Here is a 23,490-nt window from a genome sequence, read left to right on the forward strand (position 1 = left end):
ACTAGCGGGAGCGTCAATCGCGAAGCCACGACAGACAGAAGATGGTCAGGGTCTGTCAGTTCTTCGACAGGGCAGCACGGGCGGACGCGTCGACGCGCTGTTCCAGCGCCTCACGCAATTCCGGATGTTCTGACAGCGCGGGATCAGCGTCGAGCACGGCGGCGGCTTCGGCCCTTGCCCTGGTGATGAGATCGCCGTCGTGAATGACCCGGAGCAGTCGGAGCGACGAACGGCCGCCAGACTGCGCACTGCCGAGGACGTCGCCCTCCTGGCGCAGTTCGAGGTCGACCTGTGCGAGTTCGAACCCGTCGAGGGTGGCCGCGACAGCGTCGACCCGGTCGCGGGCGATGCTGCCCGGTTCGGCTGCTGTGACGAGCAGGCACAGCCCGGGCAGGCTCCCCCGCCCGACCCGCCCGCGGAGCTGGTGCATCTGCGACACCCCGAAACGGTCGGCGTCGAGCACGACCATCGCAGACGCGTTCGGAACGTCAACGCCCACCTCGATCACGGTCGTGGCCACGAGCACGTCGATCCCGCCGCCCGCGAAGAGCCGCATCACGGCATCCTTCTCGTCGCTGGGCATCCGTCCGTGGAGGGAGGCGATCCGCAGGTCGCGGGTAGCAGCGGTGTGAGCGAGTTCGGCAACGGTGCCGACGACGGTGGCCCGCGGACGTTCCGGAGCGCCGGGTGCCGGCGCGTCGTCTGCGACGGTTTCTTCTCCATCGTCTTCGGGCTCGCCGACGTCGATCGCCGGGCACACCACGAACGCCTGCCTGCCTGCAGCGACCTCTTCGGCGACGCGGGCCCAGACCCGGTGGATCCATGCCGGGTGGTCGACGAGCCCGACGACGAACGAGTCGATGCCCGCCCGGCCGGCCGGGAGCTCGCGGATGGTGCTGACGTCGAGGTCGCCGAACACCGTCATTGCGACAGTGCGCGGGATGGGCGTGGCCGTGAGCACGAGCACGTGCGGGGGCCTCCTGCCCTTCTGTCTCAACGCCTCGCGCTGCTCGACGCCGAACCTGTGCTGTTCGTCGACGACGATGAGCCCGAGGTCGAAGAAGGTGACGTTCTCGCTGAGGAGGGCGTGGGTTCCGATGACGATCCGGGACTGGCCGGAGACGATCCGGAGCATGGCGCGCTTGCGTTCGGCTGCGGGAAGCTGCCCGGTGAGCAGGGTCGGGGCGAGGGCGGCGGCGAGGTCCGGGCCGAGTGACCGAACGATCGAGCGCAGATGCTGGGCGGCGAGGACCTCGGTCGGGGCGAGCAGCGCCGCCTGCCCACCCGAGTCGGCGACGGCGAGCATGGCGCGGAGCGCCACCAGGGTCTTACCCGACCCGACCTCGCCCTGAACGAGTCGATTCATCGGAATTTGCTCGGCCATGTCCGCGGCGATCTCAGCACCGACGGTGGTCTGGTCTCCGGTCAGAGCGAACGGCAGGGCGGCGTCGAATCTCTCGAGCAGGCCGCCTGGCGTCGGAACGCGAGGGGTGGTTTCTTCGAACCGCGCGAGCTGGCGTTGTTGGAGCAGTGCCGCCTGCAGGAGAAATGCTTCGCGATGGCGGAGGGTGTCGCGCGCGACCTGCCAGTCGGCATCCGTTTTCGGTCGGTGGATCTGCTCGATCGCTTGCCGATAACCGAGCAGTCCCTCGCGCTCGCGAACGGGAGCGGGCAGAGGGTCAGGGAGCTCGCCGAGTCCGTCGAGGACGATCGCCATCGCTTTGGCCACCTGCCAGCTGGCCACTGAGGCCGTGGCCGGATAGATCGGGATGGGCGTCAGCGCCCACGCGCGGGCGGTTTCGTCGCTGGTGCCCTGCTCGGCGGCTTCGAAGAGCTCGTAGTCCGGGTGGGCGAGCTGCAGGGCGCCTTTGTAGTCGCCGACCTTGCCTGCGAAGATTCCACGAACGCCAGGGGCAAGTTCCTTCGCGCGCCAGGCCTGGTTGAAGAAGGTGAGGATGAGGATGCCCTGGCCGTCGGTGATGCGCACCTCGAGAATCGATCCTCGCCTGGCTTTCATCGGGCGTTCCCGCACGTCGAGCACCTCGGCGACGATGGTGACGCTCTCGCCTACGGGGATGCGGCTGAGGGCTGTCAGCTCGCCGCGACTCGCGTAACGGCGGGGATAGTGCTCGAGGAAGTCACCGACGGTGACGACGCCGAATGCCCGCTTGAATGCTGCTGCGGTTCGGCCACCGAGCACGCCGTCGAGCTTGAGCGCGGTGGGGTCGGTCGGCATACGTCGAGTCTAGGCACCACCACGGACGAGGCGTTGCGCACGGGTACTGTTGAGCGGGTGACGAGAATCGTGTCGGGTTACGCCGGGTCCCTGACCCTCAGAGTGCCGAAGTCCGGAACCCGACCGACAAGCGACCAGGTGCGCGAGGCGATGTTCTCTGCTCTCGAGGCGCGGGACGCTGTCCACGGTGCCCAGGTGCTCGACCTCTACGCCGGATCGGGAGCGCTCGGGCTCGAGGCGGCGAGCCGAGGGGCTGTCGAGGTGGTGCTGGTCGAACGGGCGGCAACGGCAGCGGCCGTGTGCCGTGACAACGCGAAAGCGGTGCAGAAAGCGGCACCGTCGAAGCTCACCGTGACGGTGGCCGCGCGATCGGCGCAGAGCTACCTCGATGCTGCCGTCGGCTCATTCGACCTCGTATTCCTCGATCCCCCATACGACCTGCCAGAACCCGAGCTCGAATCGAACCTTGCGGCGCTTGTCCGGTTGCTTTCCGGAGATGCGCTCGTCGTCGTCGAGCGAAGCTCGCGGTCTCCTGAGCCTTCGTGGCCGGCGGGGCTCAGCCCGATCCGCTCGAAGAAGTACGGCGAAACCCTGGTCTGGTGGGCGGAGCCCGTCGCCGCATAACCGGCTCAGCCCGCGCGGCCGTCCCAGCCGACGTAAGGATCCCAGCCGAGCACCCCTGCGATTTCCTTCCCGTCGAGGGTCACACCATCGCCGTCGAGGATCCGCCCGATCACGCGAAAGTTCTCGGGAAGCGTGGCATCCGCAGGGAAGGACGCCAGAAGGGCGTGGTCCTCCCCGCCACGCAACGCCAGTTCCACTCCGACCTCACCAGCGCCGAGCGCGTCGGCCGACAGATCCACACGCACCCCGCTCGCCCGGGCGAGCCGCCCGGCGTCCAGGGCGAGCCCGTCTGAGACGTCGAGCATGGCTGTCGCTCCCGCGCGCGCAGCAGCGACACCCGAGGCAATCGGCGGTGCCGGCGCGACTTGCGCCCCGATGAGTCCTGGCTCGGATTCGCGCAACACCGCGGATGCCTCCTCGTCAGGGTTCCCGTCTGCGTCGACTCCGCGCTCGAAGAGCAGACGGAGCCCCGCAGCAGCACGGCCCGCATCCCCGGCGAGGGCGATGACGTCGCCCGCACACGCACCCGATCTCAGAACGGGCGGGCGACCGCCGAGATCCCCGAACGCGGTGACAGCGATGGTGAGGGTGTCCGACACCGAGAGGTCTCCCCCGACTACCCCGCAGCCGGGGGCGAGGGCAGCGCACGCGTCTCTCAGCCCATCGGAGATTCCCTCGAGCGTGGCCACGGGAGTATCCGGGGTCGCGGCGATCGCGACGACGAGCGCAGTGGGTCGAGCGCCCATCGCGGCGACGTCTGCAAGGTTCGAAGCGGCGGCCTTCCAGCCGAGGTCGTGCGGCGTCGACCACGCCATTCGAAAATCAGGACCGTGGATCATCATGTCCGTCGTGACGACGAACCGTCCATCGGGTGCGGCCACGACAGCGGCGTCATCGCCAGGGCCGAGCAGCTGGCCGCCTGCGACGGGAAGCCGGGGAAAAATCCGCTCCAGGATCGCTGATTCGTGCACTGCGTGGACGGTGTCCGCACCGGCGTCGTCTGCCGGTCGCTCGGAGCTGTCTGTCATGCGTTCAACGGTAGCCTGAGAGGGATGTCTCCCCGCACACAGCTCCTCCGCTCCCTCGCCTCCACGACGATCGTCGCGGCATCCGCGATCGTGCTCCTCACCGGCTGTACGCAGTCCGTCGCGCTCACCGGCGCGGCCGACGCGAACAACCCGGCCTGCGCCGATGTCACGGTCCGCCTGCCCGAGGTCGTCGCCGAGAAGGAGCAACGCGAGACAGACGCGCAGGCGACCGGAGCCTGGGGAAACCCTGCGGCCGTGATCCTGCACTGCGGCGTCGCCGTCCCAGGGCCGACGACCGACCCGTGCATCTCGCTCAACGGGGTCGACTGGATCGCTGACGAGTCCGAAGCGTCCGAGGACCGGTACCGCTACACGACGTACGGGCGCGACCCGGCTGTCGAGGTCGTCATCAACGCGGATGCCGAAACAGGGGGCGTCTCAGGAACCACGGCACTCATCGACCTCACCGCGGCCGTGCAGGCGATACCGGCTACCGCGGCGTGCGTGGGCGCGGAAGACCTCGACGTCGAGTAGGTCCCACGCAGAGGTCACACCGGTCGGCGTGCCGCCGCAACGTCGAGCAGTTCGGTGATGAGGTTCTCGTAGCTGAGCCCTGACCGGATCCAGCAGGTCGGAAACATGGAGATCGGCGTGAATCCGGGCATCGTGTTCACCTCGTTGACGACGATCCGTCCGTCGGCCTGCACAAAGAAGTCCACGCGGGCGAGCCCCTCAGCCCCGATCGCGTCGAAGGCGCGGATCGCGATGGACTGCAGCTCGGCGAGCACGTCATCCGTCAGGTCTGCCGGGCAGACGAGGTCGATACCGGGCGCGTCGAGGTATTTGGCGTCGAAGTCGTAGAACTCCCGTCCGCTGAGCACGATCTCTCCGGCGACGGATGCCCGTGCCGGCTCACCGATGCGGCCACCGAGCACGGCGATCTCGATCTCACGGCCGGGCACACCGGCCTCGATGAGCACCTTCGAGTCTTCAGCCAGGGCGACGCGCATGGCGGCGTCGAGCTCAGACGGCTGCGACACGCGGCTCACTCCCACGCTCGACCCGGCACGCGCCGGCTTGACGAAGACGGGCGAGCCGAGGGCGTCGAGGGCGCCGATGGCGACTTCAGGCTCGGCCTGGTACTCGGCCGCTGTCACCGTTCGCCACGGCGCGACGGTGATTCCCGCGTGTTCGAGAACGGTCTTGGTGAAGTGCTTGTCCATGCCGAGAGCAGAAGCGAGCACGCCGCTGCCGACGTACGGGTAGCCGACCAGTTCGAGCATGCCCTGCAGGGTGCCGTCTTCACCGAACGGCCCGTGCAGGATCGGGAACACGATGTCAGGGCTGCCGAGTGACCGTTCGGCGCCATCCGCATCGGTCACCCGGAGTTCACGGGAGCGAATACTGTCCGGCCAGCGCACACGCGAGCCGTTGTCGATCACCTCGGGCAGGTGCTCGGGGTCGAGGCCGAACTTCGACGGGTCGTCGTGTTCGAGCACGAACGCGCCGTCACGGGTGATCCCGACGGGGATCACGTCGAACAGCGACCGGTCAATCGCGGTGAGAACCCCGCCCGCCGTCGCGCAGCTGATCGAATGCTCGCTTGATCGACCTCCAAACAACACCACCACCAGGCGCTTCTGCGTCATCGTTCGTCCTTTCGCCCTGCGGCTCGTCGCTGTCTGTCGTGAGGTGCGGTGCAATGTCTTTGGGGTCGAGGGTGCCGTCGAGCACCTGCTTGACCTGCTCGACGATCGGCATCTCAACGCCGATCGACCGGGCAAGTTCGAGAACGGGCGCAACGGATGCGAGCCCTTCAGCCGTCTGCTGCATCTGCTTGACCACGGCGGAATAGCTGTAACCCTGACCAAGCAGTCGACCGGCCGTGTTGTTCCTCGACAGCGGCGACTGGCAGGTGGCGATGAGGTCGCCCAGCCCGGCGAGACCGGACAGCGTTTCGGCCTGTGCCCCCTGCGCCACCGCGAAGTCGGTCATCTCGACCAGCCCACGGGTGATGATCGACGCCTTCGTGTTCTCGCCGTAGCCCACTCCGTCGACGATGCCGATGGCCACGGCGATGAGGTTCTTGAGTACCCCGCCGAATTCGGTGCCGATGACATCCGTGTTCACGAACGTGCGGAAGTAACGGTTGCGGGCGAGCATCGCGACGGCGTGAGCTGTTTCGAGGCTCACCGACGAGATCACGGCTGCCGTGGGTTGCTCCCTGGCGATCTCGAGAGCGAGATTCGGACCGGATGCGACGGCGATGCGCGACGGGTCGATCTCGAGACCCTGGCGGATCACCTCGCTCATGCGCAGGCCCGACCGCTTCTCGACGCCCTTCATGAGCGAGACCACGATGGCGTCCGGCTCGATGAACGGGCGGATGGCGACGAGGTTGTCGCGCAGTGACTGGCTGGGCACGGCAATGAACACCTGCTGGGCACCGCGGAGCGCGTCGGCAAGGTTCGAGGTGGCCGTGAGGTTGGGCGGAAGCTGCACGCCGGGAAGGTAGTCGCTGTTGCGGTGCTGCTTGGCGATCTCGCGCGCCAGTTCGGGGCGTCGCGCCCACATGGTGACGTCAGCGCCGCCGTCTGCGAGGATCTTGCCGAACGTGGTACCCCAGCTGCCGGTCCCGAGCACTGCGACCCGCGCGTGTGCTGTCAGTCGTCGGCTCAAAATCGACCTGTGTCCTTCTGGTTGTGTTTGCTGGGATCCCAGGGTTCCTCCGGTGCTTTCTCACCGCGGAGGTCCTCGAGCAGGGCCGTGATGCGTTCCATCACCACGGCCGTCGCCTCAGCGAGCGTAGCCGAATCGAGCGGTCGACCCGCGAAGGCAGACAGGTCGACCGGGTCTCCGACCTTGACGTCGATCCGTTTCGGCGGGAAGAAACTGATCTTGCGCGAGTACCGCGCCATCACCTTGTCTGTGCCCCAGTGGGCGATCGGGGTGATCGGGATGTTGTGAGTCAACGCCACCCGGACGGCGCCGGTCTTACCGCGCATGGGCCACAGGTCGGGATCTCGGGTCAGCGACCCCTCGGGGTAGATGACGACGCCCTGCCCTTTGTCGACGAGCACCCCGCCGGCACGGACCGGGTCGTTGCCCCGAGTCGTTCCCGCACGCTCCACCGGGATCTGGCCGGACTTCGTGAGGAGCCAGCCGATCACCGGAACGGTGAACAGTCCGGCTTTCGCCATGAAGCGGGGCGCGCGCCCCATCTTCCACACGGCGACGCCGACGACGATGGGGTCGATCTCGCTGAAGTGGTTGGGGGCAAGAATGAAGGGTCCGTCGATGGGCAGTTTGTGCCCATCGCGGATCCGAATCTTCATCATCAGACCGGCTGGTGGCAACGCGATCGTCGCCAGCAGCCAGTAGATCGACGGCCGGGACTTCTCCGGGCTCGATCGCCGACGCTTCTCTGATGTCGTCACGGAGAGATCAGCCTTCGAGAACGAAGTCGGCTCCCAGCTGTTCCAGCTTGGTGATGAACTTCTCGTATCCGCGGCTGATGATGCCGACGTTCGAGACCCGGGAGGTCCCTTCGGCGCTCAGAGCGGCGATCAGGTGCGAGAAGCCGCCGCGGAGATCGGGAACGACGATGTCTGCACCGTGCAGGTGCGTCGGGCCGGAGATGACCGCTGAGTGCTTGAAGTTCCGCTGACCGAACCGGCACGCCTGGCCACCGAGGCACTCCTTGTGGACCTGGATCGTCGCACCCATCTCGACGAGAGCGTCGACGAAGCCGAAGCGCTGCTCGTAGACGGTCTCGTGGACGATCGACACACCCTTGGCCTTGGTGAGCGCGACGACGAGCGGCTGCTGCCAGTCCGTCATGAACCCGGGGTGCACATCGGTCTCGATGATGACCGGGTTGAGTGCAGTGCCCGGGTGGTAGAACCGGATGCCGTCATCGGCGATGTCGAACTTGCCACCGACCTTGCGGTACACGTTGAGGAAGGTCAGCATCTCGGGCTGGCGCGCGCCGCCGACGAAGATGTCTCCCTCGGTGGCGAGTGCGGCCGCAGCCCAGCTCGCGGCTTCGTTGCGGTCGAAGAGGGCTGTGTGCGAATACCCCTCGAGGCGCTCGACGCCCTCGATGCGGATGACCCGGTCGGTATCCACCGTGATGATGGCACCCATCTTCTGCAGGATGTTGATGAGATCCATGATCTCCGGCTCGATCGCCGCGCCACGAAGCTCGGTGATGCCCTCAGCACGCACCGCCGTCAGGAGAACCTGCTCGGTCGCGCCGACGCTCGGGTACGGCAGGTGCACCTTCGTGCCCTTGAGCCCGTTGGGCGCAGACATCCGGATGCCGCTCGGCAGCTTCTCGACGTCTGCTCCGAACTGGCGGAGCACCTCGAGGTGGTAGTCGATCGGGCGGTCGCCGATGCGGCACCCACCGAGGTCGGGGATGAAGGCTTCGCCGAGTCGGTGCAGCAGCGGTCCGCAGAACAGGATGGGAATACGGCTGGAGCCCGCGTGAGCGTCGATGTCGGCCATGTGGGCGCTCTCGACGTTGGACGGGTCGAGGTGCAGCACGCCGTCGACGTCACTCGTCACCTTGACGCCGTGTACGTCGAGCAGACCACGAACGACGCGGACATCACTGATGTCAGGAACGTCGCGCAACACGCTGGGGGTTTCGCCGAGGATGGCAGCGACCATGGCCTTGGTGACCAGGTTCTTCGCCCCCTTCAGCTCGATCCGACCGCGTAGCGGGCGTCCGCCGTGAATGGTGATCGTGTCGCCTGTGAGACCCACGCTGGCTCCTGCCCGTGATGCGTCCTGAAGAAGTGAAGTCAAATGCGTTACCTGCGCTGCCTGATTACGGGATGGGAAGAGTCGTGGGGCGCCACGACTCGCGTGCGGCCTCGAACCGTGTGATCTGCGCTTCGTTGCGCAGGGTGAGGCCGATGTCGTCGAGCCCCTCGAGGAGCCGCCACCTAGTGTAATCATCGATCTCGAATGAAACCGTGAGGTCACCGATAGCAGCTGTTTGTGCAACCAGATCCACCGTGATCTCTATTCCCGGCTGCGCGTCGATCAGCGCCCAGATCTTTTTGGTGTCGTCTTCGGAGATCTGCGCGGCCAACAGGCCCTGCTTGCCTGAGTTGCCACGGAAGATGTCGCCGAAGCGCGGGCTGAGGATGACCTGGAAGCCGAAGTCACGCAGAGCCCAGACCGCGTGCTCCCGCGAGGATCCGGTACCGAAGTCCTGGCCTGCGACGAGGACCTTGGCGCCCTGGAAGGCCGGCTGGTTGAGCACGAACTCGGGATCCTGGCGCCAGCCGGCGAAGAGGGCATCCTCGAAGCCGGTTTTCGTGACGCGTTTGAGGTACACCGCGGGGATGATCTGGTCCGTGTCGACGTTGGACCGGGTCAGGGGTGCGGCGATGCCGGTGACAGTGGTGAACTTCTCCATGATCAGATCGCTCCATCGAGGTCGGCCGGGCTGGACAGTGTTCCCCGGATGGCGGTCGCTGCAGCCACGACGGGTGAAACGAGGTGGGTGCGTCCGCCCTTGCCCTGGCGGCCTTCGAAGTTGCGGTTGCTCGTCGACGCGCAGCGCTCCCCCGGTGCTAGCTGGTCGGGGTTCATGCCGAGACACATCGAGCAACCGGCGAAACGCCACTCGGCACCGAAGTCCGTGATGACCTTGTCGAGGCCTTCCGCCTCTGCCTCGAGCCGCACCCGGGCGGACCCGGGAACGACCATGACGCGCACGCCATCAGCCTTCTTCTTGCCTTCGATCACGGATGCGAACGCGCGCAGGTCCTCGATCCGGCTGTTCGTGCACGAGCCCATGAAGACGGCGTCGACGGGGATCTGCTTCATCGGCGTGCCTGCGGTGAGGTCCATGTAGGTGAGCGCACGCTCGGCGGCAGCACGCTCGTTCGGATCGGCGAAGTCGTGCGGGTCCGGTACAGAGTCGCTGAGAGACACACCCTGGCCGGGGTTCGTCCCCCAGGTCACGAAGGGATCGAGTGTGTCTGCGTCGAGGAAGACCTCGGCGTCGAACGTCGCGCCCTCATCGGTCGGCAGCGTGTTCCAGTATGCGACGGCTGCGTCCCAGTCCGCACCGATCGGGGCGTGGGGACGGCCCTTCAGGTAGGCGTATGTGGTCTCGTCAGGTGCGACCATGCCGGCGCGGGCGCCTGCCTCGATCGACATGTTGCAGATCGTCATCCTGCCCTCCATCGAGAGCGCCCGGATGGCTGAACCGCGGTATTCGAGCACGTAACCCTGACCGCCTCCTGTGCCGATCTTGGCGATGACGGCGAGGATGATGTCTTTCGCTGTGACGCCTGGGCGGAGGGTGCCCTCGACGTTGATCGCCATGGTCTTGAACTCTTTGAGCGGTAGGGTCTGCGTCGCGAGCACGTGCTCGACCTCGCTCGTTCCGATCCCGAATGCCATCGCACCGAAAGCGCCGTGGGTCGACGTGTGGGAGTCGCCGCAGACGACGGTGATCCCCGGCATCGTCAGACCGAGCTGCGGGCCGACGACGTGCACGATGCCCTGCTCGATGTCTCCGAGGGAGTGCAGTCGAACACCGAACTCGGCGGCGTTACGTCGAAGCGTCTCGATCTGCGTTCGGCTGGTGAGGTCGGCGATCGGCTTGTCGATGGCCAGCGTGGGGGTGTTGTGATCTTCGGTGGCGATCGTCAGGTCGGTCCGGCGCACGGGGCGGCCGGCGAGCCGCAGCCCGTCGAAAGCCTGAGGGCTGGTGACCTCATGGACAAGGTGCAGGTCGATGTAGATGAGGTCGGGGGTTCCGTCTTCACCTTTGGCGACGAGATGATCGGCCCAGATCTTCTCGGCCAGCGTGCGCGGCTGTGTGGCCGGGGCTGCGTGCCTCGGACCGGACGGCTGGACTTGTTCGGACGGCACGGTGTTCTGCTGCATCAGTTTCCTCGCAAAAAAGGGTGGATCAGGCAAAACAAACCCCGCGACGGGGAGGCCTGGAGGTTAGGCCCCGTCGCGGCGACTAAGAAGGAGCCCGAACAGCACCCAGCCAGAATAACATCCGCTCGCTACCCTCTCCCTCTGCCGCGCCCGAACGCACGATCGGCGTCCCGGATCGAAACCCGGAACGCCGACGGCTGGAGCCGCGATCGTCAGTCGATCGAGACCGACTCTTTCGTGCGCGCGTCACGGCCGGATTTGATCAGGCTCGCGATCGTCGCGACGGCCATCGAGACGATGATCACGCCAAGCGACGTCCAGGTGTCGATCTCCGGTGCCCATTCGATGTGCTGGCCGTTGTTGATGAACGGCAGCTCGTTCTCGTGCATGGCGTGCAGAACGAGCTTCACTCCGATGAAGGCGAGAATGAACGCGATGCCGTACTTGAGGTACTCAAGACGTTCGAGCAGTCCGCCGAGCATGAAGTAGAGCTGGCGAAGCCCCATGAGGGCGAAGATGTTCGCGGTGAACACGATGAACGGGCTCTGGGTGATTCCGAAGATGGCCGGGATCGAGTCGAGCGCGAACATCACGTCTGTGGTTCCGATGGCGATGAACACGACGAGCATCGGAGTCCACACCTTCTTGCCGTCGATGACGGTTCGGAGCTTCGAGTCGTGGAACTCCGGGGAGATGCTGATGTGGCGCTTCATGTAGGTGATGAGCGCGGTTTCGCCGTCTTCGGCATCCTCGTTGTGCCCGAACGCCTGCTTCCATGCGGTGTAGAGCAGGAAAGCACCGAAGAGGTAGAACACCCAGCTGAAGCTCTCGATCAGCTGCGCCCCGAGGACGATGAAGATGCCACGGAAGATCAGGGCGATGATGATGCCGACCATGAGGACTTCCTGTTGCAGCCTCTTCGGCACCGAGAATCGAGCCATGATGATCACGAACACGAAGAGGTTGTCGATCGACAGGCTGTACTCGGTCAGCCATCCCGCCAGGAACTGACCGGCGAACTCACCGCCTGAGATGAGGAACATCAGCCCGGCGAAGACCAGCGCGAGAGTGACGTAGAAGACGACCCACAGGGTCGATTCCTTCATCGACGGGATGTGCGGTCGTTTGACGACGAGCAGCAGGTCGGCGAGAAGGATCAGTCCGAGAACGACATACGAGCCGATTTCGAACCAGAGGGGCAATACCGGGTGCATCCGGGCCTTTCGGTGGGGGTGGTGTGGGTGCGGCGAACGCCCGAAAGTCTCTCCCGCATCGGTCGGATACGACCGTGCCACGACGCCCGGGGTCTCATCGATGTGACCCGTGATGACGGATGCCGTGCTGAGGGATACTCCCCTTCGCAGGTTTACTGTAGTCGATTGTCCGACCGTGATTCGCACCGGCAGCCGCTGTGCGAATCGTCGTGCTGTTCCACGACGACGAGAACTCGCAGGTCGGGCGCTCTAAGATCTAGACGCGCGGATCTCCGCGGCATCCTCTCGCCTTCACTGTCCCCAGGAGCCCCTGTGTCGTCATCCCCGCCCTCACGCAGCCTTGCCGTTTCCAGCATCGGCTACATGATCTTCCTCAGCCGCTGGTTGCAGGCTCCGTTGTATCTCGGGCTCATCGTTGCCCAGCTCATCTACGTCTGGGTTTTCGTGCAGGAGTTGTGGCATCTCGGAGACGAGGTCATCAGCCACTCCGCAGACGTCACCGAGGCAAGCGTGATGCTCGCCGTGCTGGGCCTGATCGACGTCGTGATGATCGCGAACCTCCTCATCATGGTCATCATCGGCGGCTACGAGACCTTCGTGTCCAGGATCAACCTGAACGGCCACCCCGATCAGCCCGAGTGGCTTTCGCACGTCAATGCGAACGTTCTCAAGGTCAAACTGGCCATGGCCATCATCGGTATTTCCTCGATCCACCTGCTCAAGACCTTCATCGAGGTCGGAGACATGACGGATGCCGGCAGCGGGCAGGATCTCACCGGTGAGAACTACACCTCACAGGGGGTTCTCTGGCAGGTCGTCATCCACATGGTGTTCATCGTGTCTGCGCTTGCACTGGCCGCCATCGATCGGATGTCGAAGAATTCGGGGCATCCGCCGGTCGCAGTCGGAGGAACACCTGAAATCTCCGGCCCGGCCGGGTCCGGCGCGGCTGAGTACCGACTGGCCGACGGGCACGTCGCTCCTGACGCGATCGCCCGGGCGGCAGAGCACCCCGGCGTCCATCGCTGAATCCGACGGGGTGGCTCTGACCCGGCGGGTGCAGGATCTGTGCAGACGCGGCTGACAAACTGAACTGATGACCCTCGGAATCGAAGACTACGCACTGATCAGCGATTGCTACACGGCAGGACTCGTCGGCTCCGACGGGAGCATCGACTGGCTATGCATGCCGCGCTACGACTCCGCGTCGATGTTCGGGGCCGTACTCGGCACGGAGGACCACGGCAGGTGGTTGCTCGCTCCCGCCGACGAGACCGCAACCGCCCAGCGTCGTTATGAGGGTGACTCGTTCACGCTCATCACTCGATGGACGACGGGCAGCGGAGTGGTCGAGGTCACCGACGTCATGCCTCGCGGTGATCATCGCGCCGACGTCATCCGTCGGGTTCGCGGGGTCTCCGGGCGGGTCGAGATGACCCAGCGGGTGCGCATCAGGTTCGACTACGCGACTGCGATGCCGTGGGTGAGGAAAGTGCACGACGATGACGGCAGCACCGCCATCGTTGCGGTCGCCGGACCGGATGCCGTCATCATTCGAGGGCCGGAGATGTTCGCCACCGACCACGAGCACGCCGGCTCGTTCACCGTGGCCGAAGACGAGATCGTCGACATCACCCTGACCTGGTTCCCCTCTCACCGCGAACTACCCGTGCCTCTCGACGTTGAGGCCCAGTTCGCGCTCACCCGCGACTGGTGGGAGGACTGGTCGGGCATTTTCGAGCAGCACGGAGCATACGCAGACGAGGTGGCCCGGTCGCTGCTCGTCATGCGCGCGCTGACGCACGAGGAGACCGGCGGCATCGTTGCGGCGGCCACGACGTCGCTTCCTGAGATCTTCGGCGGCAGTCGCAACTGGGACTACCGTTACGTCTGGCTGCGGGATGCCTCCCTCGCCGTCACCGCGCTCCTGTCGTGCGGGATCACCGAAGGCGTCGACCGCTGGAGGGCCTGGCTGCTCCGCGCGATCGCCGGCGACCCGAAGGATGTCCAGATCATGTACGGCATCGGCGGCGAGCGGGACCTGCCGGAACGGGAACTGTCCCAGCTGCCGGGATACGCCGGGTCATCCCCTGTGCGGGTGGGGAACGCCGCTGCGCTCCAGTTCCAGTCCGATGTCATCGGCGAAGTCATGGTCGCCCTGCACGATGCCCGTGCGGCCGGCGTCGTTGAGACCTCGTTCTCGTGGGCGCTGCAGCGCGCCCTGGTCGGATTCATGGAGACCCACTGGCAGGCGCCGGACCAGGGCATCTGGGAGATCCGTGGTGAACCCCAGCGCTTCACCCATTCCCGGGTGATGATGTGGGCCGCGTTCGACCGCGCCATCACCGCCGTGACCGACTTCGGCCTCGACGGCCCCGTCGACCGGTGGATCGAGATGCGTGCCCTCATTCGCGAGGAGATCGAGACAGAGGGCTTCGACGAGGAGCGGAACACCTATACCCAGTTCTACGGAACAACAGAGGTCGATGCGTCCTTGCTGCAGCTCGTCGATGTCGGCTATTGCCGACCGGACAGCCCACGGATGCTCGGAACAGTTGCGGCCATCGAGAAGGACCTGCTGCGCGACGGGTTGCTGCTCAGGTACCGCACCGAGGCCGGGGTCGACGGAATTCCCGGCGACGAGCATCCGTTCCTCGCCTGCTCGTTCTGGCTTGTCTGCCACTACGCCCGGATCGATCGTCTCGACGATGCTCGCGCCCTGATGGACCGCCTTGTGGGGTTCTCGAACGACGTCGGCCTGCTCAGTGAGGAGTACGACGCGAAGAACGGGCGGCAGATGGGGAACACCCCGCAGGCGTTCTCTCACCTGGCGCTGGTGCAGGCCGCGAAGGCCATCAGGGCTGCTGAAGCGCGTCTGGCCGGGTGACGACCGCTCAGCGGCGCCCCGCAGCGAGCGACAGCAGACGCTCGAGCGGCCCTCGCCCGACGACCAGACGCCAGACGCTCGCGCCGGCCACCGACGCCACGGCCAGAGTGATCAGCAGCGGCCAGCCCGGATAGTCGGGTCCGCCGGCGTCCCGTGCGCCGGCGACCATGGCGAGCACGACGATCTGCACGGTGTACACCGTCAATGCCAGTGCCCCTGTTGCACCCACCGGCCAGAGCAGCCTGCGCATCAGACGGCCAGGCCCCTCCCCGCTCGTCGCGAGAAGGATCAGGCCTGTGAGGGCCATGACCGCTCCTCCCGATCCGACGATCTCCGCCATCGACGATGAGTGGGCGGCGGCGGTGACCCCGGGGAGCACGGCTGCCATCCCGTAACCGAGAAGCGCGGATGCTGCTCCTCCGCCGATCATCCAGAGCTGGGTCCGTCGACGGCCGAGCCCTGACCGCGCCACGATGAGACCCGCGATGAGAACGGGGAGCCACACGAGAGCCGGGTACGTGCCGGTCAGGAGGTAGTCCCGCAGCACATCGGTACCCGTCGTGCCTCCGTCCTCCCCCGGATCGACGAGGTCGGCCACCATCGGTGCACCGACGAGAAAGACACCAGCGATCGCAGCGAGCACCGGTCGAGCCAGAAACAGCATCGGCAGGAGGATCAGGAACATGATCGCGTAATAGTCCAGGATGATCGAGACCTCGCTGCCCATCGTGCCGAGAACGACCCCGAGCAGGAAGATACCGAGCGACCGGACGAGAATCACTCGACGGGTCCGCCCGCGCGATCCGGGCGGGAATGGGCGATCAGCGCCAGACAGGAGTCCGAGCGAGATCCCGGCCAGCGTGGCGAACAGCAACGACGGGCGGCCATCGACGAGAAGCTCGGCGTCACCGTCCCGCGGCACGGTGTGCGCAAAGAACATCCCGAGAATGGCCACCCCGCGCGCGATGTCGATACCGGCGATGCGGCCGACAGAGACCCGGCCGGGTTCCGTGATCATCGCCGGGCCAACCTCACACCGTCGCGTCTGCCGACCGGAGCGACGCCAGTACCCGGCGGCGTTCAGCCTGCTCCACAGGGTCCGGCACAGGCAAGGAAGCCAAAAGTCGCTGGGTGTACGGGTCCTTCGGAGCTCCGAGCACCTCGGCGCCCGTTCCCTCCTCGATCAGTTTGCCGTGATAGAGCACGGCGATCCGGTCACTGAGGATGTCGACGACGGCGAGGTCGTGGCTGATGAACAGGGCGGCGAACCCGAGCTCGCTCTGCAACTCTGCGAAGAGTTCGAGAACCCGGGCCTGGACGGAGACATCGAGAGCGGAAGTCGGCTCGTCCGCGATGAGCAGAGAGGGGTCAAGCGCGAGCGCCCGAGCGAGGCTCGCGCGCTGGCGCTGGCCTCCACTGAGTTCGTGGGGGTACCTGCTGCCGAACGCCTTCGGCAACTGCACCGCTTCGAGGAGTTCGCCGACCCGCTGGTTCACGGCTCGCTGGTCCATGCCCTTTCGGTGGACCTTGAGCGGCTCAGCCACACATTCGGTGATGGTGAGGAGCGGGTTGAAACTCGAAGCCGGGTCCTGGAAGACGAAACCGATGGAACTGCGCAGCGGACGGAAACGTCGCTCTTTCACGCCATTCATCTCGGTGCCGAGTACCGTGAGCGATCCCCCGGACACGGCGGTGAGGCCGGCGATCGCGCGCCCGATGGTGGTCTTACCCGAACCGGACTCCCCCACCAGGCCGACGACTTCACCCGGCGCGATGCTGAAACTCACGCCGTCGACGGCCACGAAACCGGGGCGACCCAGCCGGCCGGGGTACTCGATTCGCAGGTTCTCGGCTTTCACGACCGGGACGGCATCCGGATCGACCGGCGCCTTGCGTTCAGCCGCCTCGATCTTCTGCCCGATCCGCGGTACGGCGGCCAGGAGCTTTTGCGTGTAGGCGTTCTGCGGGTTCGCGAACAGGGTTGCGGCATCCGCCTCTTCGACGACCCGCCCCTGGTACATCACCGCGACGCGATCGGCGAGATCAGCGACGACTCCCATGTTGTGGGTGATCAGGACGATGGATGCCCCGAATTCGTCGCGACACCGGCGGAGGAGGTCGAGGATCTCAGCCTGTACGGTGACGTCGAGTGCGGTCGTCGGCTCGTCTGCGACGATGAGGCCCGGGTCGAGGACGAGCGCCATGGCGATGACGACGCGCTGCTTCTGCCCGCCGGAGAACTGGTGCGGGTAGAAATCGACGCGGGTTTCGGGATCGGGGATGCCGACCCGGGTGAGGATGTCTATGGCCAGGGCCCTGGCGGCTTTGCGGCTCAGTTTGCGGTCGTGGGCACGGAGTCCCTCGGCGATCTGCCAGCCGACCGTATAGACCGGATTCAACGCAGTAGACGGCTCCTGGAAGACCATCGACACGTCTGCGCCGCGGATGCGGCGCAGTTCGTCTTTCGAGACGGAGACGACGTCGTTCTCGCTCGCGCCGTCCTTACTGCGCAGGATGATGGCACCTGACCTGGTAGCCGTGTCTGGCAGCAGGCCGAGGATGGTTTTGGCAGTGACCGTCTTGCCGCTGCCGGACTCGCCCACGATGGCGAGCACTTCACCTGGGGCGACTCTGAGGCTGACCTGGTCGACGGCTTTCACGGCGCCGGCATCCGTGGCGAACGAGACGTCGAGGTTGCGGATCTGGAGTACGTCGGTCATGGTCGTCCTTCGTTCTCGAGCCCGGCGAGCCCGCCGGGACCCGCGGTGAGGGTACCGCCAGGAACGACGGAGGTTTCGGCGACGGTGCCGGAGGAGGCGCCGACCGCGCGACGGCCGCGCAGGCGGGGGTCGGCAAGGTCGTTGAGGCTTTCACCGACAAGGGTGACGCCGAGCACGCTGAGAACGATCGCCAGTCCGGGAGGGATGGAGGTCCACCAGATCCCGCTCGACACGTCGGAGAGGGCCTGCTTGAGGTCGAAGCCCCATTCGCTGGCCGATGTCGGTTCGATGCCGAAGCCGAGGAAGCCGAGCCCGGCGAGGGTGAGGATCGCCTCGGACGCGTTGAGCGTGAAGATCAGCGGCAGCGTGCGGGTGGCGTTGCGTAGGACATGCCGGAACATGATCCGAAGGTTGCTCGTCCCGACGACCTTGGCGCTCTCGACGTACGCCTCTGATTTGATCCGCACCGTCTCTGCCCGGATGACCCGGAAATACTGCGGAATGAAAACGACGGTGATCGAGATCGCCGCGGCGAGGATACCGCCCCAGAGGCTCGACTGACCACCGGAGATCGCGATCGACATGACAATGGCGAGCAGCAGGGTCGGGAACGCGTAGATCGCGTCGCAGACGACGACGAGGATGCGGTCGAGCCAGCCCCCGAAGTAACCCGAGACAAGCCCGAGGGCGACGCCGGCGAAGATCGACAGCAGGACGGCCACGATGACGACGCTGAGGCCGGTCTGGGCTCCCCAGATCACACGGGAGAGAACGTCATAACCGCCGACGGTTGTTCCGAGCAGGTGTTCGGCGCTCGGAGGACGCTGCGCGCCGAAGCTGCCGCTGTCATCACGCAGCTGGCTGTACCCGTACGGGGCCAGCAGCGGTGCGAGGAGGGCCGTGAGGACGAAGATGGCCGTGAGGACAAGTCCGCCGACGAGCATGCCGCGCTGGATTCCCACGCTCTGGGAGAGCTGGTGCACGACGGGAAGACGACGCCAGAGACTGCGTTTTCTGGTCGGGGCCGGTGGAGTCGAAGTCGTCGACATGGTCAGTACCTCACTCGCGGGTCGATGAGCGCCGCGATCACGTCGACGATGAAGTTGGTCAGGGCGACGATCACGGCGAGAAGAACGACGATGCCCTGAACGGCCACGAAATCTCGTGCCTGCAGGTACTCGGCGAGCTGGAAGCCGAGTCCCTTCCATTCGAAGGTGGTCTCGGTCAGCACGGCACCTCCGAGGAGGAGGGCGATCTGAAGGCCGATGACCGTGATGATCGGGATGAGTGCGGGGCGGTAGGCGTGCTTGGTGACGAGACGGTATTCGCTGACACCTCGCGAGCGGCCGGCATCCACATAGTCGGTGGAGAGCGTCCCGATGACGTTGGTCCGGACCAGACGGAGGAAGATGCCTGCGGTAAGCAGACCGAGGGTGAGACCGGGAAGGACGGCGTGCGCGAGAACATCGCCGAGGATTCCCGGGTCGCCGATCCGGAGGGCGTCCCAGAGGTAGATGCCGGTCTTGCCCTCGAGCAGCTGCATCTCGAGTTCGGTGCTGGTCGTGCCGCGCCCCGAGACGGGGAGCACCTTCAGCCACACCGAGAACACGAGCTTGAGCAGCATTCCGGCGAAGAACACGGGCGTCGCGTAGAAGAGGATCGCGAGGATGCGCAGGATGGCATCCGGGGTCTTGTCACGGAAGTACGCGGCGATCATGCCGAGCGGGATTCCGACGATGAAAGCGACGATGAGCGCGTAGAAGGCGAGCTCGAGCGTCGCCGCACCGTAGGTGAAGAGCACTTCGATGACCGGGCGGTTGTCGCTCAGGGTGGTGCCGAAATCACCGGAGAAGATCTGCCCGACGTATTCCACGTACTGAACGAAGATGGGCCGGTCGTAGCCGGCCGCCGCGACACGCTCGGCGAGCTGGTCGGCGGTCAGACGATCGCCGAGTGCTGCAGTGATCGGGTCACCGGTCGTGCGCATCAGGATGAAGACGAGCGTGACCAGGATGAAGACAGTGGGGATGATGAGCAGGAACCGGATGACGAGATAACGCCAGAGACTTCCGCCTGAAGCCTTCCGGGTACGCGGGGGCGCTGGCGTCCGTGCGGGCGTTGATTTCCCGTTCGACGCCGGGATGGTGAGGGAACTCAGCGGTCAACCTGCCAATCACAAAGGTGTGTGCAGGGCGACCGGCCACAGCCGGTCACCCTGCACGGGGAGTCGGAGAGGTTCTCCGACCGGGTTGCTTACTTGCTCAGGGGTGCGTAACGGAACTTGAACGACGCATCGAGGGTAACCCCGTCGACGTCTGCTCCGGCAACGGCGACCTGAGATCCCTGGAGGTACGGCACCGTCGAGAGGTCCTCGGCAACCTTCGCCTGGATCTCTTCGAACACGCTCGCGCGCTCATCGGGGTCGACAGTCGATGCCTGCTCGAGGATCAGGTCGTTGACTTCCTGGTTGGCGTAGTGGTTCGCCAGGAAGTTCTCGATGAGGAAGAACGGTGTCAGGTAGTTGTCACCGTCGGAGTAGTCCGGGAACCAACCCAGCTGGTACGCCGGGTAGACGTCGCTCGAGCGATCCTTCGAGTACTGAACCCACTCGGTGGTCTGCAGGTTGACCGTGAACAGTCCGGATGCCTCGAGCTGCGACTTGATGAGCGCGTACTCGTCGCCAGACGACGGACCGTAGTGGTCGTTCGAGTACTGCAGGTTCAGTTCGACGGGCTCGGTGATGCCGGCGGCTTCGAGCCGCTCCGCTGCCTTCTCTTCGGAGGGCGCTCCGCTGCCGTCGCCGTACAGGTCCTTCAGCACCGTGGTGGCGCCGGTCAGGCCTTCAGGCATGAACGAGTAGAGCGGGGTGTATGTGCCCTTGTAGACCTCGTCTGCGATCTCCTCGCGGTCGATGAGGTCTGCGACCGCCTGACGGACGGCGAGGGCCTTGGCCGGGTCGGCCTCAGCGGTCGTCGCGCCGAACGGCTGCGTGTTGAAGTTGAAGACGATGTAGCGGATCTCTCCACCAGGGCCCTGGTGGACCGTCACGTCATCGTTGCCCTCGAGGTCGGCGATGTCCGTAGCGCTGAGGCTGCGGAATGCCACATCGATGTCGCCCTCCTGCACGGCGAGCTTGAGGTTCGACGACTCGGCGTAGTACTTCACGTTGACCGTCTCGGTCTCGGCGGCACCAAGAAGACCCTCGTAGTCGGGGTTCGCCTTGTACGAGATCAGGTTGTTGAAGTCGTAACTCGCGATCGTGTACTGGCCGGCGAATGCTTCACCGTCGACGATCTCATCGTCTGGGGTGAGTGCGTCTGCTGCGAAGACCTCTTCATCGACGATGGGGCCCGCAGGGCTCGACAGGATCTGGGCGAAGACCTGGTCGTTCTCCTGCTTGAGGTTGAACACCACGGTGGTGTCGTCAGGGGTGTCGACACTGTCGAGGTTGTAGAGCAGGGAGGATGGACCGTTCTCGTCGGCGATCGCCAGCTGGCGGTCGAACGAGAACTTCACGTCGCTCGAGGTGAGTTCGTTGCCGTTTGCCCACGTCAGCCCCTCCTTGAGAGTGACGGTGTACTCGGTCGGCGCCGTGAACTCGGCCGTCTCGGCGATGTCGGGCTCGACGTCCGGGCTGCCGTACGGCGTGTTCATGAGGAACGGGAACACCTGGTTCATGACGGCGAACGAGCCGTTGTCGTACGAGCCTGCCGGGTCGAGAGTCGTGACCTTGTCGGTGGTACCGATGGTGATCGACGACGCGCCTTCGCCTGATGAGTTGTTGCCCGAGGTGCCTGCGCAGCCGGAGATCGCGAGGGTGGTGACAGCGAATGCTGCTGTGACCGTTGCGATGCGCCTGCCGTTGGTGGATGCGGATGCCATATCCGTCTCCCCTTCTGTGAATGTGCGGACAGAGGGCGCGAGAAGACAGTGTCCTGCCGCGCCGCAGTGCTTGGTGTGTTCTCTTACTAGCACAGGACGATGCAGCATGTGTGGCTCTTCGCGTCTGATGGCGCGGGATTTACACATTCGCAACAATACGGCGCAGATACTGCGACGCAGTGCGGCGCGATGGGCGGAAACAAAAAATCCCGGCTCCCTTTTTCAAGGGAGCCGGGTGTGTTGTGACCCCAACGGGATTTGAACCCGTGTTACCGCCGTGAGAGGGCGACGTCCTAGGCCGCTAAACGATGGGGCCGGAAACAACGTGTTCGAGTATGGCACACGAATCGGCGCCGATCAAATTGGCTCAGGGCCGAGAACGAGGAGCGCTCCCGGCAGAATTTCGACCTCGATCGGAAGCGCCCCGATCCGCTCCCCGTCGGCGTACGCGACCACCCCTGGGGCGTCGATCCTGATGCGTCTGAGCGATGAAAAAGACACCACGTCGAGCTCGGTATGCGTGCCAGAGAATACTTTCGGAAAGAAGCGGAGCAGCCGCAACCGGCTGAGTGGAGCGACGGTGAACAGGTCGAGCACGCCGTCGTCGATGTGCGCGTCCGGCGCGATTCTCATGCCCCCGCCGATCGACACGTTGTTCGCTACCGAGACGAGAACGGCGTCGATACTGAGGGGGCGGCCGTCTATCGTCAATTCGTATCTGCGCGGGGCGAGCGACACGAGTTCACGGAGCAGCGCGAACGTATACCGGCTCTTGCCGCGCGGCCAATGCCAGGAGTTCGCCCGATCGTTGACGAGGGCGTCGAAGCCGGCCGAGACCACGCCGGTGAACCGGGTCTGGACGACCCCGTGGCTGATCAGGCCGACGTCGATACTCCGAGCGGGGCGTGCCAGGGCGTGCAGGAGCATCCGGATGGCCGAGGTGGTGTCGTCGGTCGGGATACCGAGCCCGCGGGCGGTGTCGTTGCCCGTTCCGCTCGGGACGATGCCCAGAACGACCCCGCTGTCGCCGATGACGTTGACTCCCAGGCTGACCATCCCGTCTCCTCCGACGACGATGAGGGCCTCGATGCTGTCGTCGATCGCTCGGGCGATGCCGGCGCGCAGCAGTTCAGCGTTGACCGCCTGAAGCACCGTGACGCGAAATCCGGCGGCCGAGAGGGCGGAGACCACGGTCGGTCCGACGTCACGGGTACGGCCGAACGACGCGGTCGGATTGATGGCCACAGCGATGTGACGGCTCGATTTCACCAGTGAAGTATGGCACCGCTGTCAAGGCCTGCGCGTCGCCTTGAAAGCGACCGGCGCACGGGGTTAGCTCGTCAGCATGAGACTGACCAAGCTGGAACACGCCGCCCTGATCCTCGAAGAAAACGGACGGAAACTCTTCATCGACCCCGGTTCGTTCACAACGGCGATCACCGAAGCCGCACAGACCGTCGCAATCGTGATCACCCATGAGCATCCCGACCACTGGACTCCCGAACAGCTCGACCGCATTCTCGGCAAGAACCCTGATGCCCAGATCTTCGGCCCTGCTGGCGTGGCCGCTGCGGCGGGAACTGTTCCGGTTCGGGTGGTCAAGGCGGGCGACGTGGTCGACGTCGGTCCGTTCACCCTCGAGTTCTTCGGCGAGAAGCACGCCGTGATTCACGAGACCATCCCGGTCGTCGACAATGTGGGCGTTCTCGTCAATGGTTCTGTCTACTACGGCGGCGACTCGTACACGGTTCCGGTCGGGGTCGCCGTCGACGTCCACGCGGTTCCGGCCGGCGCACCCTGGTTGAAGATCGGCGACGTCATGGATTACGTGCTCGCCGTGAAACCGAAGCGGAGCTTCCCGACACACGAGATGACCCTCTCGAAGGCAGGAAAAGAGATGGCAAACGCCCGGATCACGTGGGCGACGGAGCAGAACGACGGCGAGTTCTATCCTCTCGCTCCCGGCGACACGCTCGACATCTAG

The 23,490-nt window shown here is 65.5% G+C and carries 20 protein-coding genes and 1 tRNA gene; 5 read left to right on the forward strand and 16 right to left on the reverse strand.

Annotated features, from left to right (window positions below):
* Nucleotides 1–55: 55 nt before the first annotated feature.
* Nucleotides 56–2,236, reverse strand: a complete 2,181-nt coding sequence (locus tag IWX78_RS14480) for an ATP-dependent DNA helicase RecG (protein WP_196834345.1) — start codon at nucleotides 2,234–2,236, stop codon at nucleotides 56–58.
* 57 nt (nucleotides 2,237–2,293) lie between these two features.
* Between IWX78_RS14480 and rsmD the strand changes: the two genes are divergently transcribed.
* On the forward strand, nucleotides 2,294–2,860 hold the full coding sequence (gene rsmD, locus IWX78_RS14485; protein ID WP_196834346.1) for a 16S rRNA (guanine(966)-N(2))-methyltransferase RsmD: 567 nt from the start codon (nucleotides 2,294–2,296) through the stop codon (nucleotides 2,858–2,860).
* 5 nt (nucleotides 2,861–2,865) lie between these two features.
* Here the strand turns inward: rsmD and thiL are convergent, their stop codons facing one another.
* Nucleotides 2,866–3,888, reverse strand: coding sequence for a thiamine-phosphate kinase (gene thiL / locus IWX78_RS14490; RefSeq protein ID WP_196834347.1), 1,023 nt, complete (start codon nucleotides 3,886–3,888; stop codon nucleotides 2,866–2,868).
* Between the two features lie 24 nt (nucleotides 3,889–3,912).
* On the opposite strand from thiL, the gene IWX78_RS14495 reads away from it, so the two are divergent.
* The gene (locus tag IWX78_RS14495) at nucleotides 3,913–4,422 is read left to right on the forward strand and encodes a DUF3515 family protein (protein ID WP_196834348.1); all 510 of its coding nucleotides are present in this window, start codon (nucleotides 3,913–3,915) and stop codon (nucleotides 4,420–4,422) included.
* Between the two features lie 14 nt (nucleotides 4,423–4,436).
* Here IWX78_RS14495 and IWX78_RS14500 read toward each other — a convergent pair whose 3' ends face one another.
* From IWX78_RS14500 to IWX78_RS14530, 7 genes are all read right to left on the reverse strand, one after another.
* Nucleotides 4,437–5,537 carry a D-alanine--D-alanine ligase family protein gene (locus tag IWX78_RS14500; RefSeq protein WP_196834349.1) on the reverse strand — a complete coding sequence of 367 codons (1,101 nt, stop codon included), beginning with the start codon at nucleotides 5,535–5,537 and terminating at the stop codon, nucleotides 4,437–4,439.
* Nucleotides 5,440–6,531, reverse strand: a complete 1,092-nt coding sequence (locus tag IWX78_RS14505) for an NAD(P)H-dependent glycerol-3-phosphate dehydrogenase (RefSeq protein WP_196834350.1) — start codon at nucleotides 6,529–6,531, stop codon at nucleotides 5,440–5,442. Before IWX78_RS14505 ends, IWX78_RS14500 begins: the two co-directional genes overlap by 98 nt.
* Nucleotides 6,532–6,563: 32 nt before the next feature.
* On the reverse strand, nucleotides 6,564–7,325 hold the full coding sequence (locus IWX78_RS14510) for a lysophospholipid acyltransferase family protein (protein WP_334684758.1): 762 nt from the start codon (nucleotides 7,323–7,325) through the stop codon (nucleotides 6,564–6,566).
* A gap of 7 nt (nucleotides 7,326–7,332) precedes the next feature.
* Nucleotides 7,333–8,658 (reverse strand): UDP-N-acetylglucosamine 1-carboxyvinyltransferase, encoded by a 1,326-nt coding sequence (gene murA, locus IWX78_RS14515; protein WP_442929259.1) that lies wholly within the window; start codon nucleotides 8,656–8,658, stop codon nucleotides 7,333–7,335.
* A gap of 64 nt (nucleotides 8,659–8,722) precedes the next feature.
* Nucleotides 8,723–9,319, reverse strand: a complete 597-nt coding sequence (gene leuD / locus IWX78_RS14520) for a 3-isopropylmalate dehydratase small subunit (protein WP_196834352.1) — start codon at nucleotides 9,317–9,319, stop codon at nucleotides 8,723–8,725.
* A gap of 2 nt (nucleotides 9,320–9,321) precedes the next feature.
* Entirely contained in the window at nucleotides 9,322–10,803 is a 1,482-nt protein-coding gene (leuC, locus tag IWX78_RS14525) for a 3-isopropylmalate dehydratase large subunit (protein WP_334684759.1), read from the reverse strand.
* A 212-nt stretch (nucleotides 10,804–11,015) separates the two neighbouring features.
* Nucleotides 11,016–12,017, reverse strand: coding sequence for a TerC family protein (locus IWX78_RS14530; protein WP_196834353.1), 1,002 nt, complete (start codon nucleotides 12,015–12,017; stop codon nucleotides 11,016–11,018).
* 312 nt (nucleotides 12,018–12,329) lie between these two features.
* On the opposite strand from IWX78_RS14530, the gene IWX78_RS14535 reads away from it, so the two are divergent.
* Nucleotides 12,330–13,046, forward strand: coding sequence for a TIGR00645 family protein (locus IWX78_RS14535; RefSeq protein WP_334684760.1), 717 nt, complete (start codon nucleotides 12,330–12,332; stop codon nucleotides 13,044–13,046).
* 67 nt (nucleotides 13,047–13,113) lie between these two features.
* Nucleotides 13,114–14,904 (forward strand): glycoside hydrolase family 15 protein, encoded by a 1,791-nt coding sequence (locus tag IWX78_RS14540; RefSeq protein WP_196834354.1) that lies wholly within the window; start codon nucleotides 13,114–13,116, stop codon nucleotides 14,902–14,904.
* A gap of 7 nt (nucleotides 14,905–14,911) precedes the next feature.
* On the opposite strand, the gene IWX78_RS14545 is transcribed toward IWX78_RS14540, so the two are convergent.
* From IWX78_RS14545 to IWX78_RS14575, 7 genes are all read right to left on the reverse strand, one after another.
* On the reverse strand, nucleotides 14,912–15,922 hold the full coding sequence (locus IWX78_RS14545) for a hypothetical protein (protein ID WP_196834355.1): 1,011 nt from the start codon (nucleotides 15,920–15,922) through the stop codon (nucleotides 14,912–14,914).
* A 13-nt stretch (nucleotides 15,923–15,935) separates the two neighbouring features.
* Entirely contained in the window at nucleotides 15,936–17,624 is a 1,689-nt protein-coding gene (locus IWX78_RS14550; protein ID WP_196834356.1) for an ABC transporter ATP-binding protein, read from the reverse strand.
* Nucleotides 17,621–18,673, reverse strand: a complete 1,053-nt coding sequence (locus IWX78_RS14555; RefSeq protein WP_196834357.1) for an ABC transporter permease — start codon at nucleotides 18,671–18,673, stop codon at nucleotides 17,621–17,623. The genes IWX78_RS14550 and IWX78_RS14555 overlap by 4 nt, the downstream gene beginning before the upstream one ends.
* Nucleotides 18,674–18,675: 2 nt before the next feature.
* Complete coding sequence (locus tag IWX78_RS14560) at nucleotides 18,676–19,767, reverse strand: ABC transporter permease (protein ID WP_196834405.1); 1,092 nt, start codon at nucleotides 19,765–19,767, stop codon at nucleotides 18,676–18,678.
* 110 nt (nucleotides 19,768–19,877) lie between these two features.
* Nucleotides 19,878–21,506, reverse strand: a complete 1,629-nt coding sequence (locus tag IWX78_RS14565) for an ABC transporter substrate-binding protein (RefSeq protein WP_196834358.1) — start codon at nucleotides 21,504–21,506, stop codon at nucleotides 19,878–19,880.
* A 243-nt stretch (nucleotides 21,507–21,749) separates the two neighbouring features.
* Nucleotides 21,750–21,822: transfer RNA gene (locus tag IWX78_RS14570), tRNA-Glu, on the reverse strand.
* Between the two features lie 41 nt (nucleotides 21,823–21,863).
* Nucleotides 21,864–22,775 carry a diacylglycerol/lipid kinase family protein gene (locus tag IWX78_RS14575; RefSeq protein WP_334684761.1) on the reverse strand — a complete coding sequence of 304 codons (912 nt, stop codon included), beginning with the start codon at nucleotides 22,773–22,775 and terminating at the stop codon, nucleotides 21,864–21,866.
* A 76-nt stretch (nucleotides 22,776–22,851) separates the two neighbouring features.
* Between IWX78_RS14575 and IWX78_RS14580 the strand changes: the two genes are divergently transcribed.
* Complete coding sequence (locus tag IWX78_RS14580; protein WP_196834359.1) at nucleotides 22,852–23,490, forward strand: MBL fold metallo-hydrolase; 639 nt, start codon at nucleotides 22,852–22,854, stop codon at nucleotides 23,488–23,490.

It is taken from the genome of Mycetocola sp. CAN_C7, from assembly GCF_015752285.1.
Lineage (GTDB): Bacteria > Actinomycetota > Actinomycetes > Actinomycetales > Microbacteriaceae > Mycetocola_A.

Bases quoted from the DNA above. Each gene is read 5' to 3' on its own strand.
- IWX78_RS14480 (WP_196834345.1), bottom strand. From the start codon at position 2,236: ATGCCGACCGACCCCACCGCGCTCAAGCTCGACGGCGTGCTCGGTGGC.
- thiL (WP_196834347.1), bottom strand. From the start codon at position 3,888: ATGACAGACAGCTCCGAGCGACCGGCAGACGACGCCGGTGCGGACACC.
- IWX78_RS14495 (WP_196834348.1), top strand. From the start codon at position 3,913: ATGTCTCCCCGCACACAGCTCCTCCGCTCCCTCGCCTCCACGACGATC.
- IWX78_RS14500 (WP_196834349.1), bottom strand. From the start codon at position 5,537: ATGACGCAGAAGCGCCTGGTGGTGGTGTTGTTTGGAGGTCGATCAAGC.
- leuD (WP_196834352.1), bottom strand. From the start codon at position 9,319: ATGGAGAAGTTCACCACTGTCACCGGCATCGCCGCACCCCTGACCCGG.
- leuC (WP_334684759.1), bottom strand. From the start codon at position 10,803: ATGCAGCAGAACACCGTGCCGTCCGAACAAGTCCAGCCGTCCGGTCCG.
- IWX78_RS14530 (WP_196834353.1), bottom strand. From the start codon at position 12,017: ATGCACCCGGTATTGCCCCTCTGGTTCGAAATCGGCTCGTATGTCGTT.
- IWX78_RS14540 (WP_196834354.1), top strand. From the start codon at position 13,114: ATGACCCTCGGAATCGAAGACTACGCACTGATCAGCGATTGCTACACG.
- IWX78_RS14545 (WP_196834355.1), bottom strand. From the start codon at position 15,922: ATGATCACGGAACCCGGCCGGGTCTCTGTCGGCCGCATCGCCGGTATC.
- IWX78_RS14550 (WP_196834356.1), bottom strand. From the start codon at position 17,624: ATGACCGACGTACTCCAGATCCGCAACCTCGACGTCTCGTTCGCCACG.
- IWX78_RS14555 (WP_196834357.1), bottom strand. From the start codon at position 18,673: ATGTCGACGACTTCGACTCCACCGGCCCCGACCAGAAAACGCAGTCTC.
- IWX78_RS14565 (WP_196834358.1), bottom strand. From the start codon at position 21,506: ATGGCATCCGCATCCACCAACGGCAGGCGCATCGCAACGGTCACAGCA.
- IWX78_RS14580 (WP_196834359.1), top strand. From the start codon at position 22,852: ATGAGACTGACCAAGCTGGAACACGCCGCCCTGATCCTCGAAGAAAAC.